Source organism: Mycolicibacterium vinylchloridicum, assembly GCF_013404075.1.
GTDB classification, from domain to species: domain Bacteria; phylum Actinomycetota; class Actinomycetes; order Mycobacteriales; family Mycobacteriaceae; genus Mycobacterium; species Mycobacterium vinylchloridicum.
Window position 1 is genome coordinate 40,492 of the sequence record NZ_JACBJQ010000009.1, and the last position, 12,138, is coordinate 52,629.

The following is a 12,138-nucleotide window of genomic DNA, read 5'->3' on the forward strand; positions in this document are numbered from 1 at the left end:
GTGCTACGTCCCCGGGTTACCAAAAAGGCAACATCTGGCGACGTCCATCACTGCGCGGCGCCGTCCGATTCGCCGCGCTTGGCCTTGGCGGCGGCCTGCGCCGCGGCACTGCCGGGCCGCTTGCGCTGCACCCAGTCCTCGATATTGCGTTGCGGTCCGGCCGACACGGCGAGCGCACCGGGCGGCACATCGTCGCGCAACACCGTGCCGGCGCCCGTGTAGGCGCCGTCGCCGACGGTGACCGGGGCGACGAACATGGTGTCGGAGCCGGTGCGCACGTGCGAGCCGATGGTGGTGCGGCTCTTGTTCTCGCCGTCGTAGTTGACGAACACACTGGACGCACCGATGTTGCTGTGCTCGCCGATATCGGCGTCGCCCACGTACGTCAGGTGCGGAACCTTGGTGCCGGCCCCGATCACGGCGTTCTTGGTCTCGACGAACGTCCCCAGCTTGCCGGCCACCCCCAGTTCGGTGCCGGGCCGCAGGAACGTGAACGGCCCGACCGTCGCCCGATCGCCGATCACCGATTGGCTGCCGTGGGTGCGGATCACCGAGGCTTCGTCGCCGACGCTGACATCGGTGAGCGTGGTGTCCGGCCCGATCTCGCAGCGGGCGCCGATCGCGGTGGCGCCCAGCAGCTGGGTGCCGGGCCGGATGACGGTGTCGCGGCCGACGGTGACGTCGACGTCGATCCAGGTGCTCGTCGGGTCGATGACGGTGACGCCCGCGCGCTGGTGGGCGGCGACCACCCGACGGTTGAGTTCGCGGGCGAGGTCGGACAGCTGCACCCGGTCGTTGACCCCGGCGACCAGCGCCGCGTCGTCGACGTGCTTGGCGTGCACCACCCGATGGGCCTCGCGCAGGATCGAGATGACGTCGGTCAGGTAGAGCTCGTGCTGGGCGTTGTCGGAGGACAGCCGGCTCAGGGCCGAGCGCAGCTCGGCGATGTCGAAGGCGTAGACGCCGGCGTTGACCTCGCGGATGGCGCGCTGCTGCGGGGTGGCGTCGGTCTCCTCGACGATCGCGATGACCTCGCCGTCCTGGGTGCGCAGCACCCGGCCGTAGCCGGTCGAGTTGGGCAGCGTCGTGGTCACGATGGTCGCCGCCGCGTGCTGGCCGCGATGGATGGCGATCAGCTCGGCCAGCGTCTCGGCGTCCAGCAGGGGTACGTCACCCGACGTCACGACGACGGTGCCGGCGAAATCGTCGGGCAGCCCGGACAGGCCGCACAGCACCGCGTGACCGGTCCCCAGCTGCTCGTCCTGGATCGCGACCTCGATGGTGCGGCCCAGTTTCTCGGCCAGTCCGGCCACCACCGGCGCAATGCGCTCGCGATCCTTGCCGAGGACCGCGACCAGATGCTGGGGAGCGACCTTGGCCACCGCGTGCAGAGCGTGGGAGAGCATGCTGCGCCCGCCGAGGGTGTGCAGCACCTTGGGGGTGTCCGAACGCATGCGGGTCCCGGCACCTGCGGCGAGAACCAATACAGCCGCGTCGGTATGAGTGGTCACCTGGACCTCCATCAATATGCTCCGTCGCCAGGACTCGAACCTGAACTATCTGAACCAAAATCAGAGGTGCTGCCGATTACACCACGACGGACTGGCCGAAATGTCCGCCTGAGACTCTAGTGCAAACGGCTACGCTCAACCCCGTGGCAGCACCGGAGAAGGAGCCGAAGGCACCGCGCGCGCGGATGACCGGCACCGAGCGCCGCCGCCAGCTGATCGACGTGGCCCGCACGCTGTTCGCCGAACGCGGTTACGAAGGCACCTCGATCGAGGAGATCGCCCAGCGCGCCAACGTCTCCAAACCCGTCGTCTACGAGCATTTCGGCGGCAAAGAAGGCCTCTACGCCGTGGTCGTCGACCGCGAGATGTCGGCCCTGCTCGACGGCATCACGTCGTCGCTGACCAACAACCGATCCCGGGTGCGGGTCGAGCGCGTGGCATTGGCCCTGCTGACCTACGTCGAGGAACGTACCGACGGCTTCCGCATCCTGATCCGCGACTCACCCGCTGCGATCAGCACCGGCACCTACTCGAGCCTGCTCAACGACGCGGTCGGCCAGGTGTCCTCCATCCTGGCCGGTGACTTCGCCCGCCGCGGACTCGACCCCGGGCTGGCGCCGCTGTATGCCCAGGCCCTGGTCGGTTCGGTGTCGATGACCGCGCAATGGTGGCTGGACACCCGAGAGCCCAAGAAGGAGATGGTCGCCGCCCATCTGGTGAACCTGATGTGGAACGGGCTGACCCATCTGGAGGCCGATCCGCAGTTGGAGGGCGAATAGCAGCGCACACCTGCGATAATGCTGTGAAACGTCGCACAAGACTGTCGGGGGCTGACAGTGAGGAGACGACGCGGTGGTCGGCGGTGGCGAGATTTTCGACCAGATCAGTGCTCGGCTGACGGCCGCCGAGCACCTCGAGGACGTGCAGCAGGTGGTCAAGGTTGCCGCGCGCGAGCTCGCCGGTGCGCATGGCGCGACCTTCGTGCTGCTGGACCACGATATGTGTTACTACGCGGACGAGGATTCGATGAGCCCGCTGTGGAAGGGGCAGCGTTTCCCGGTGTCGGACTGCATCAGCGGTTGGGCGATGATCCACCGGACGGCGGTGTCGATCGCCGACACCCGGCGCGATGAACGCATCCCGCAGGAGGCCTATCGGCCGACCTTCGTGCGCAGCCTGGTCATGGTGCCCATGCTCGGGCCCGATCCGCTGGGGGCGATCGGGGTGTATTGGGCGCGGCCGGGCCAGCCGGACGCAGGCGTCGTTGCGGCGCTTGCGCGTCTGGCGGGCCTCGCGGTGGCGGCGCTGCACCGGTTCCCTGAAGGCATTCCGGACCCCGGCTTCACGGTCGCCGCCCTCGGGGCCGCCGGCGGCGACTGAACCGGCCGCGACCTGCGTCACAGCGGACGGACGAATCGCGGCCCGCCGCAACGCCTTCGGTGGTCTTGCCTAGGATGGGGGGATCATGACCGCACCGGGGCACCCGCATGTCCAGACCCCGCTGGCGGGGCTGGTCGATTTGGCGCTCACGGCGCCGGCTTTCGTCGAACTCGCCCAGCGCGCCGTGGAGCGTCCCGAAGAACTCACCCTGGTCGGGCCGTCCAGCGCGCAGTTGTACACCGCCTGCGCGCTGGCCCGCGGCGGCCCGCTGCTGGTGGTGACCGCCACCGGCCGGGAGTCCGACGACCTGACCGCCGAACTACGCGGCGTCTTCGGCGACGCGGCCGTGATGTTTCCGTCCTGGGAAACGTTGCCGCACGAACGGCTCTCACCCGGTGTGGACACCGTGGGCGCGCGACTGATGGTGCTGTACCGGCTCGCTCACCCCGACGACGCCCGGCTGGGGCCGCCGTTGCGGGTGGTGGTGACGACCGCGCGTTCGCTGCTGCAGCCGATGGCGCCGGACCTGGCCGATATCGAGCCGGTGACGCTGCAGGTCGGCGCGGAGTTCGACTTCGAGGCGCTGGTCGCGCGGCTGGTCGAGCTGGCCTATACCCGCGTCGACATGGTCGGCAAGCGCGGTGAGTTCGCCGTCCGCGGCGGCATCCTCGATGTCTTTCCGCCGACCGCAGAGCATCCGGTCCGGGTGGAGTTCTGGGGGGACGAGGTCAGCGAAATCCGGATGTTCGCAGTCGCCGACCAGCGCTCGATCCCGGAGATCGATGTCGAGACCGTGGTCGCGGTGCCGTGCCGTGAACTGCTGCTCACCGACGAGGTGCGGGCCCGCGCCGCCAAGCTCATCGAGACGCGCCCGCCAGACGACGACCACATCACCGGCAGCGTCGGGGAAATGTTGGTCAAGATCGCCGAAGGTATCCCGGTCGACGGGATGGAGGCGCTGCAGCCGGTGCTGCGGCCCGATGACCTCGCACTGCTGATCGATCACCTGCCCGCCGGCACGCCGCTGTTGGTGTGCGACCCGGAGAAGGTGCGCACCCGCGCGGCCGACCTGATCAAGACCGGGCGAGAGTTCCTCGAGGCATCGTGGTCGGTCGCCGCGATCGGCGGTGACGCCCCGATCGACGTCGAGCAACTCGGCGGGTCCGGGTTCCGCGAGCTCGATGACGTCCGCGATGCGGCCCGGGCGAGCAACCGGCCGTGGTGGACGTTGAGCCAGCTCGCCGCGGAGAATGCCGTCGAACTCGACGTGCGCAGCGCGCCGTCGGCGCGCGGGCAGCAGAGCACGGTCGACGAGATCTTCGCGATGCTGCGTGCCCACGTACTCACCGGTGGACACGCCGCGGTTGTCGCGCCGGGCACCGGCACCGCGCACCGGGTCGTCGAGCAGCTCGGCGAACGGGACACCCCCGCGGCCATGCTCGAACCCGGCCAGGCCCCCAAACCAGGCGTGGTCGGGGTGCTCAGGGGCCCACTGCACGACGGCATCATCGTGCCGGGCGCCAACCTCGTGGTCATCACCGAAACGGACCTGACGGGTAACCGGGCCGCCGCGCCCGAAGGCAAGCGGCTGGCCGCCAAGCGCCGCAACACCGTCGACCCGCTGGCACTGACCGCCGGCGATCTGGTGGTGCATGACCAGCACGGGATCGGGCGGTTCGTCGAGATGGTCGAACGCACCATCGGCGGCGCGCGCCGCGAATACCTGGTCTTGGAGTATGCCTCCAGTAAGCGCGGGCAGGGCGCCGACAAGCTCTTCGTGCCGATGGACTCCCTGGACCAGCTGTCGCGCTACGTCGGCGGCCAGGAACCCAGCCTGAGCCGGCTCGGCGGCAGCGACTGGACCAACACAAAGACCAAGGCGCGCAAGGCGGTTCGCGAGATCGCCAGCGAACTGGTGTCGCTTTATGCCAAGCGGCAGGCCGCACCGGGGCACGCCTTCGGCCCGGACACCCCGTGGCAGGCGGAGATGGAAGATGCGTTCGGGTTCACCGAAACCGTCGACCAGCTGACCGCCATCCAAGAGGTCAAGGCCGATATGGAGAAGCCGATGCCGATGGACCGGGTGATCTGCGGTGACGTCGGCTACGGCAAGACCGAAATCGCGGTGCGGGCCGCGTTCAAGGCCGTCCAGGATGGCAAGCAGGTGGCGGTGCTGGTGCCCACCACGCTGCTGGCCGATCAGCACCTGCAGACCTTCACCGCACGGATGGCCGGCTTCCCGGTGACCGTGAAAGGCCTGTCGCGGTTCACCGATCCCGCCGAGTCGCGCGCCGTGCTCGAGGGGATGGCCGACGGCAGCGTCGACATCGTGATCGGCACCCACCGGCTGCTGCAGACCGCCGTCCGCTGGAAAGATCTCGGGCTGGTGGTCGTCGACGAGGAACAGCGCTTCGGTGTCGAGCACAAGGAACACATCAAGAGCCTGCGCACCCACGTCGACGTGCTGACCATGAGCGCCACGCCGATCCCGCGAACCCTGGAGATGAGTCTGGCCGGTATCCGGGAAATGTCGACCATCCTCACCCCGCCCGAGGAGCGCTATCCGGTGCTGACCTACGTCGGCGGGCACGACGACAAGCAGGTCGCCGCCGCACTGCGCCGCGAGTTGTTGCGTGACGGGCAGGTGTTCTACATCCACAACCGGGTCAGCAGCATCGACGCCGCCGCCGCCCGGATCCGGCAGTTGGTGCCCGAGGCGCGGGTGGTGGTCGCGCACGGCCAGATGCCCGAAGAGTTGTTGGAGCGCACCGTCGAAGGCTTCTGGAACCGCGAGTACGACATCCTGGTCTGCACCACGATCGTCGAGACCGGACTGGACATCTCGAACGCCAACACCCTCATCGTCGAACGCGCCGACACCTTCGGCCTGTCCCAGCTGCACCAGTTGCGCGGGCGGGTGGGCCGTAGCCGCGAGCGCGGCTACGCCTATTTCCTGTATCCGAAGGAGATGCCGCTCACCGAGACCGCCTACGACCGGTTGGCCACCATAGCGCAGAACAACGAACTCGGCGCTGGTATGGCAGTGGCGTTGAAGGACTTGGAGATTCGCGGTGCCGGCAACGTGCTCGGTGTCGAGCAGTCCGGTCACGTTGCCGGGGTCGGATTCGACCTGTATGTCCGGCTGGTGGGTGAGGCGGTCGAGGCGTACCGGGCGGCTGCCGACGGCAAGATGGTGACGACGGTCGAGGAACCCAAGGATGTCCGCATCGATCTTCCGGTCGATGCCCACCTGCCGCCGGAGTACATCGCCAGCGACCGGCTGCGTCTGGAGGCCTACCGGCGGCTGGCCGCCGCTTCCGACGATGCGGGTATCGCCTCGGTGGTGGAGGAACTGACCGACCGCTACGGGCCGCTGCCCGAACCGGCTCAGCGCCTCCTGGCGGTGGCGCGGCTGCGCCTGCTGTGTCGCCGCTACGGGGTGACCGAGGTTTCCGCTACCGGAAGTGGTTCTGCCACAACGATTCGCGTGGCACCGCTCACGTTGCCCGATTCTGCGCAGCTGCGTCTGAAGCGGGTGTATCCCGGCGGTAGCTATCGGGCGACGACATCGACGGTGACGGTGCCGATCCCACGGACGGGCGGCGGGGTCGGCGCCCCGCGGATCCGGGACCTGGAACTGGTGCAGATGGTCGCCGATCTGCTTCTCGCACTTGACGGACAACCGCACGGCGAGCTTGATATAACGACCTTCACAGCCCCCGGCGCGCAGACGGGAGAGCGGTGACAGTCATCCTGGTCGACCCGCGCCGTCCCTCGCTGGTGCCCGTCGAGGCGGTTGAACTGTTGACCGGCGACGTGCAGTACACCGAGGAGATGCCGGTCAAGGTGCCGTGGTCGTTGCCGTCGGCGCGGCCGGTGTCCACCGGTGAGGATGCTGCGGTGCTGTTGTCCTCTGATCGGCAACACCCCGCGGTGCAGGCCCGGCTGATCGCAGGTGAGCGGCTGCTCGCCGCGCCCGAACCCCAGCCCGGTGAGCGGCTGGTCGACGCGGTGGCGATCATGGACAGACTGCGCACCGCCGGCCCGTGGGAGAGCGAACAGACCCACGACTCGCTGCGTCGTTACCTGCTGGAGGAAACCTACGAGCTCTTCGACGCGGTGCGCGGCGGCGATCTTCACGAGCTGCGCGACGAGCTCGGAGATGTGTTGTTGCAGGTGCTGTTTCACGCGCGGATCGCCGAGGAGGCATCGCACCGATCATTCAGTATCGATGACGTGGCCGACGCGCTGGTGCGCAAGCTCGGCAACCGGGTGCCCGCGGTGCTGGCCGGTGAGTCGATCTCGCTGGAAGACCAGCTGGCGCAGTGGGAAGAGCGCAAGGCTCTCGAGACCAGTAAGCGGGTGTCCTGCGTCGACGAGGTGCCGACCGGTCAGCCGGCACTGGCGTTGGCGCAGAAGGTGATTGCCCGGGTCCTGAACGCCGGCCTGCCGGTGGAGTTCATCCCCGCCTCGATGGTGACCGTCACCGTGGCGGCCGACAAAGACGCCGAAAACGAGCTGCGTACGTCAACTCTGGAGTTCATGGATACCGTGCGCGCCGTCGAAGGTGCGATCGCGGCGAACCGCCGCGATGCCGATCTGCCCAGCCAGCTCGATGTCGCCGCACCGCTGGGTGCGGTCAGCGCCGACGAGTGGCGCAGGCATTGGCCGGCCCAAATCGATGAGCCGGCCGCCGAACCCCTGGAATTGCCGCTGGTGCCCGAGGTGGTGTCGTCCGACGACGATCTGCTCGATGACGTCGACACCGTGCAGATAGATTCCGACGACGAGGAATTCGACGTTCCGGAGCTTGCTGTCGAGGGCGTCGACCTCATCGGGCCGCAGCCCGATCAGCCGAGCAGCGTCGAGCCCCAGTAGTCGCCGTCGCGCAGTCCCGGCGGGATCGCGAAGATCGCGCTGCCGTTGTGGGTGATGTATTCGTTGAGCGCATCGCGGCGGGCGAGTTCCATCTGCATCGGGATGAACTGGGTCACCGGGTTGCGCACGAACGCGATGAAGAACAAGCCGGCGTCCAGGTGCCCGAACCCGTCGGAACCGTCGGTGAAGTTGTAGCCGCGGCGCAGGATCCGGATCCCGTTGAGGTGCTGGTGGGACGCCAGCCGCACGTGGGCGTCGACGTCGATCAGCGGGGTTTCCTTGTTGTCGACGAGGTCGAGGTTGAGCTCCTCGAACTCCTGCTTCAACCCGTTCGGTGCGCCGCTGCCCTTCTGCCGGCCGATCACCCGCTCCTGCTCGAGAAGCGTTGTGCGGTCCCAGGATTCGATGCGCATCCGGATCCGGCGGCTGATCATGTAGCTGCCGCCGGTCATCCAGTCCGGGCCGTCGCCCTTGGCCACCCACACCTGCTGGGCGAGGGTGTCGGTGTCCTCGGCCTTGATGTTATTGGTTCCGTCCTTGAACCCGAACAGGTTTCGCGGTGTGGCCTGCTCGCGCGTGGTCGACGACGTGCGGCCGAAGCCCAGCTGGGAGTAGCGCACCGCCACCGTGCCGAAGCCGACCCGGGCCAGGTTGCGAATGGCGTGCACCGCCACCTGGGGGTCGTTGGCGCAGGCCTGTACGACGATGTCGCCGCCGCACTTCGCCGGGTCCATCGTCTCGTTCGGGAACTTCGGCAAGTTCTCCAGCAGCGACGGCTTCTGCCCGGCGAGCCCGAAGCGATCCTTGCCGTCCTTGACGAAGAACGACGGACCGAACCCGATCGTCAGCGTCAGCTGCGAGGCCGGCAGTCCCAGTGCCTCACCGGTATCCGATGGCGGCGCATAGGGATTGAGCCCGACAGCCCCGTCATGGACCGTCTCGCGGCCCTCGGTCATCCGCTCGGCCATGCCCGTCCACTCTTTGAGCATGGCGACGAGGTCGGCCTTGGATTCGGTGGTGACGTCGAACGTCGCGAAGTGCATCCGGTCTTGGGCCGGGGTGACGATCCCGGCCTGGTGCTCACCACGGAACGGCACCGGCTTGTCCAGGCCGCCCAGGTGCGAGTCGGCCGCCGACGCCCGCCCGGCCAGCGCCCCGGCGCCGGCTGCGCCGACCACGGCCGCCGTCACACCGGCGGCACCGAAGAGCTTGCGTCGCGACATACCGGGCGACGCCGGCTGGGCCGGCGTCGCCTCGTCGGGATTACTGGGGAGCGATGACACCCTGCACCTGGCTCACGTTCTTGCTCAGCGCGTCGATCGCGCGTGAGAGTTCTTGGCGCTGAGGCTCGGTCACCGTGTCGTACAACACGAACCCGTCGCCCTTGCGGTACTTGGCCAGCAGCGCCTCGACGTCGGCGAAGCCCTTGTCGACCTGCTTGCCCAACTCGGCGTTACGGCTGTCGAGGATCGGGCGGACGGATGCCACCGCGGTCTGGCTGCCCTGGACGTTGGCGTTGAAGTCCCAGAGGTCGGTGTGGCTGAAGATGTCCTCTTCGCCGCTGATCTTGCTGGCTGCGATCTCGTCGAGCAGACCCTGTGCGCCACCGGCGATCTGGGTGGAGTCGATGGTCCAGTCCGGTGCCTTGACGCCGTCGTTGAGCTCCTTGACGTCGGCCATCAGCTGGTCGGCCAGCGCGTTGGCGTCGGGCTGCAGGCCGGTCACCCACAGCTGCTTCTCCAACGCGTGGAAGCCGGTCCACTTCTGGCCGGGCTCGACGTCGGCCTCACGGAGGTCGATGCGTGGGTCGAGATCGTTGGGGAACGACTCGGCCACCGGCTCGATGCGCTCGTAGTAGGTGCGCGCGATCGGATACTGCGCCTTGGCCGCCGCCACGTCACCCTTCTTGACGGCGTCGACGAACAGCTGGGTGGCCGGGATCAGGGCGTCGGTCTGGCTGTTCACATAGCGCTTGTAGCTCTCGGCGGCTTCCTTGAACTCGCCCTTCTCGTCGACCGCTACGGCGTTGCCGGTCACGGTGAAGTCGCTGCGGATGCCGTCGCCGATCATGCCCGGCTTGCACGCGGTCTGGTACTTGCCCGGCTCGCCGAGCTGCACGATCAGCTTGCGCTGCAGTCCGGGGGAGATGTTCTCGACCTCGCCCATCACCCGCTCACCCTCGCCGTACACGTAGAACTCGGTGACCTTGGTGCCGTTGTTGGTGATCACGAAGGTGCTCGGCCCGGTCGCAGCCTGGGTGCCCGAGAGCTTGCACTCGGTGTCGGAGGCGTCGACGGTGATCTCCGAGGCCGCCTTGGTGCTCGAGTCGGCGGACTTGGTCTCTTTGGCCGTGCAGGCGGCCATGGATACACCGGCCAGGAGAGCCGCGGCAGCGGCAGTACCGGTCTTGATGCCATGGGTGAGCGTCACTGAGTGGACCTTTCGGAGAGGGTGGTGTGCGCCGAATCTGGCGCACCACTGTCGTTGCGGTTGGAAATCTCACCGCCGGTGGAAACTTCGGTGGCCGGCGTCGGCGCGGTCCGGGTGGGCCGCAGGAACAGGGCCAGCACGATGACCAGGTAGGTCAGCCAGCAGATCAGCTGCAGCACCGTTGGCGTCGGGGTGACGTTGAAGACGCCCTGGATGATCTCGCCGTACCAGGCCGACCAGTTGAACCCCGCGCTGATGTCGAAGGCCTTGGAACCAAGGCCCGGCAGCCAGCCGACGGTCTGCATCGCCCCGATGCCATAGGACAGGACGCCCGCGGCGACGAAGATCAGGAACACGCCGGTGTAGGAGAAGAACTTGGCCAGGTTGATCCGCACGGCGCCGGCGTACATACCCCACGCGATAGCGGCGGCAGCCAGCACGCCGATCAGCAGGCCCAGCAGCGGCCACGCGGTCTCCGCTTCGGCAAAACCGACCATGAACAGCGCGGTCTCCACGCCCTCCCGGCCCACGGCCAGGAACGCCAGCGCGAAGACGGCAGTCGCGCCGGTTTCGAGTGCCTTCGACATCCCGGCGCGCAGTTCGCCGGACATACTGGCCGCGGCTTTGCGCATCCACAGCACCATCGAGGTGACGATCGCGACGGCCAGCAGCGACGCCACCCCGGCGATCGCCTCGGCGGCCAGGCCGGTCACCGTGTAGGTGCCGTACTGGATCGTGAGAAAGACGGCGACCGTCATCAGGACCGCGGCCCCGACACCGAGCCACACCCATTTGAGAGCGTCCCGACGGTCGGATTTCACCAGGAAGGCGATCAGGATCATGACGATGATCCCGGCTTCCAGCCCCTCGCGCAGGCCGATCAATCCGCTACCGAAAAGCTGGGCGCTGACGTTGGGGGCGGCCGCGCTGAAAGTGGTGTGGATCCCCGTCGGAAGTGCCCCTGCGATGTCCGCCACGAGGGTCATTGGCGAGTCCTAACTAACTTCGGATAATCCCTGGTAAGCAAGGCTTACCAAACCAAGGTTCGGCTCACCTTAACAGAGTGGAGGTAACGACGTTATCGGCCCTTGGCATCGTCGGTGGGGACTAATGACACCGATCCCGTGGGACGATGAACACGGTTGAATGGGTTCGAGGAGTGTCGTGTTGTCAACGCGTTGGCTGCGGGCTGTCGGCGTCATTGCGGCGGCGGGCATGCTGCTGGCCGCGAGCTGTTCGTGGCAGCTCGGGACGCCTATTCCCGACGGTGTGCCACCGCCGCCGGGTGACGCGGTGCCCGCTGTCGACACCCACGCCCCGGGCCGGCCGGCCGACCAGTTGCACGACTGGGCGGCGCAGCGGGCCCCCGCGCTCGGCATCCCGATCACCGCACTCGAGGCCTACGCCTACGCCGCGCGCGTGGCGGAGGTGGAGAACCCCAATTGCCATCTGGCCTGGACCACGCTGGCCGGGATCGGCATGGTCGAAAGTCACCACGGCACCTACCGGGACGCCGTCGTCGCGCCCAACGGGGACGTCAGTCCGCCGATCCGCGGGGTGCACCTCGACGGCACCAACGGCAACCTCGAGATCATCGACGTCGACCAGACGGTGGTCGACGCCGAGCCGGTCTATGCCCGGGCGATGGGTCCCATGCAGTTCATCCCGGAAACCTGGCGGCTCTACGGCGTCGACGCCAACAACGACGGCGTGATCAGTCCGGACAACATCGACGATGCCGCGCTCTCGGCGGCGGGCTACCTGTGCTTCCGCGGCAAGGACCTCGCGTCCCCGCGCGGCTGGATGAACGCGCTGCACGCCTACAACCACTCCGACCAGTACGCCCGCACCGTGCGGGACTGGGCGACGGCCTACGCCCAAGGGCACGCGCTCTAACAGCGCTCCGGCTCAGGCGCATTCTGGAGCGCTGCCGCGCTCC

9 protein-coding genes and 1 tRNA gene are annotated in these 12,138 nt (G+C 68.0%); 5 read left to right on the plus strand and 5 right to left on the minus strand.

What is annotated here, in order from left to right:
* Positions 1 to 47: 47 nt before the first annotated feature.
* Both glmU and HPC46_RS09985 read right to left on the minus strand, forming a co-directional pair.
* Positions 48 to 1,523 (minus strand): bifunctional UDP-N-acetylglucosamine diphosphorylase/glucosamine-1-phosphate N-acetyltransferase GlmU, encoded by a 1,476-nt coding sequence (gene glmU / locus HPC46_RS09980; protein ID WP_179469287.1) that lies wholly within the window; start codon positions 1,521 to 1,523, stop codon positions 48 to 50.
* A gap of 7 nt (positions 1,524 to 1,530) precedes the next feature.
* Positions 1,531 to 1,602 (minus strand) — tRNA-Gln (locus HPC46_RS09985).
* A gap of 94 nt (positions 1,603 to 1,696) precedes the next feature.
* Here HPC46_RS09985 and HPC46_RS09990 point away from each other — a divergent pair.
* From HPC46_RS09990 to HPC46_RS10005, 4 genes are all read left to right on the plus strand, one after another.
* Positions 1,697 to 2,290: a TetR/AcrR family transcriptional regulator gene (locus tag HPC46_RS09990; protein WP_036420722.1), complete on the plus strand. Its 594-nt coding sequence runs from the start codon at positions 1,697 to 1,699 to the stop codon at positions 2,288 to 2,290.
* 73 nt (positions 2,291 to 2,363) lie between these two features.
* A complete protein-coding gene (locus HPC46_RS09995) occupies positions 2,364 to 2,891 on the plus strand; it encodes a GAF domain-containing protein (protein WP_179469289.1) in 528 nt (175 codons plus the stop codon).
* Positions 2,892 to 2,976: 85 nt separating this feature from the next.
* Entirely contained in the window at positions 2,977 to 6,636 is a 3,660-nt protein-coding gene (gene mfd, locus HPC46_RS10000) for a transcription-repair coupling factor (protein ID WP_179469291.1), read from the plus strand.
* A complete protein-coding gene (locus tag HPC46_RS10005) occupies positions 6,633 to 7,769 on the plus strand; it encodes a nucleoside triphosphate pyrophosphohydrolase (protein WP_179469293.1) in 1,137 nt (378 codons plus the stop codon). Before mfd ends, HPC46_RS10005 begins: the two co-directional genes overlap by 4 nt.
* Here HPC46_RS10005 and efeB read toward each other — a convergent pair.
* From efeB to efeU, 3 genes are all read right to left on the minus strand, one after another.
* Positions 7,742 to 8,992, minus strand: a complete 1,251-nt coding sequence (efeB, locus tag HPC46_RS10010; RefSeq protein ID WP_179469485.1) for an iron uptake transporter deferrochelatase/peroxidase subunit — start codon at positions 8,990 to 8,992, stop codon at positions 7,742 to 7,744. The genes HPC46_RS10005 and efeB overlap by 28 nt on opposite strands.
* Before the next feature lie 40 nt (positions 8,993 to 9,032).
* On the minus strand, positions 9,033 to 10,133 hold the full coding sequence (efeO, locus tag HPC46_RS10015) for an iron uptake system protein EfeO (protein WP_233716347.1): 1,101 nt from the start codon (positions 10,131 to 10,133) through the stop codon (positions 9,033 to 9,035).
* 62 nt (positions 10,134 to 10,195) lie between these two features.
* Positions 10,196 to 11,185 carry an iron uptake transporter permease EfeU gene (gene efeU, locus HPC46_RS10020; RefSeq protein WP_218893968.1) on the minus strand — a complete coding sequence of 330 codons (990 nt, stop codon included), beginning with the start codon at positions 11,183 to 11,185 and terminating at the stop codon, positions 10,196 to 10,198.
* Between the two features lie 160 nt (positions 11,186 to 11,345).
* Between efeU and HPC46_RS10025 the strand changes: the two genes are divergently transcribed.
* On the plus strand, positions 11,346 to 12,095 hold the full coding sequence (locus HPC46_RS10025) for a lytic transglycosylase domain-containing protein (protein ID WP_218893969.1): 750 nt from the start codon (positions 11,346 to 11,348) through the stop codon (positions 12,093 to 12,095).
* The last annotated feature ends 43 nt before the right edge of the window (positions 12,096 to 12,138 follow it).

Bases quoted from the DNA above. Each gene is read 5' to 3' on its own strand.
- glmU (WP_179469287.1), bottom strand. From the start codon at position 1,523: ATGGAGGTCCAGGTGACCACTCATACCGACGCGGCTGTATTGGTTCTC.
- HPC46_RS09990 (WP_036420722.1), top strand. From the start codon at position 1,697: ATGACCGGCACCGAGCGCCGCCGCCAGCTGATCGACGTGGCCCGCACG.
- mfd (WP_179469291.1), top strand. From the start codon at position 2,977: ATGACCGCACCGGGGCACCCGCATGTCCAGACCCCGCTGGCGGGGCTG.
- efeB (WP_179469485.1), bottom strand. From the start codon at position 8,992: ATGTCGCGACGCAAGCTCTTCGGTGCCGCCGGTGTGACGGCGGCCGTG.
- efeO (WP_233716347.1), bottom strand. From the start codon at position 10,133: ATGGCCGCCTGCACGGCCAAAGAGACCAAGTCCGCCGACTCGAGCACC.
- efeU (WP_218893968.1), bottom strand. From the start codon at position 11,185: ATGACCCTCGTGGCGGACATCGCAGGGGCACTTCCGACGGGGATCCAC.
- HPC46_RS10025 (WP_218893969.1), top strand. From the start codon at position 11,346: ATGGGTTCGAGGAGTGTCGTGTTGTCAACGCGTTGGCTGCGGGCTGTC.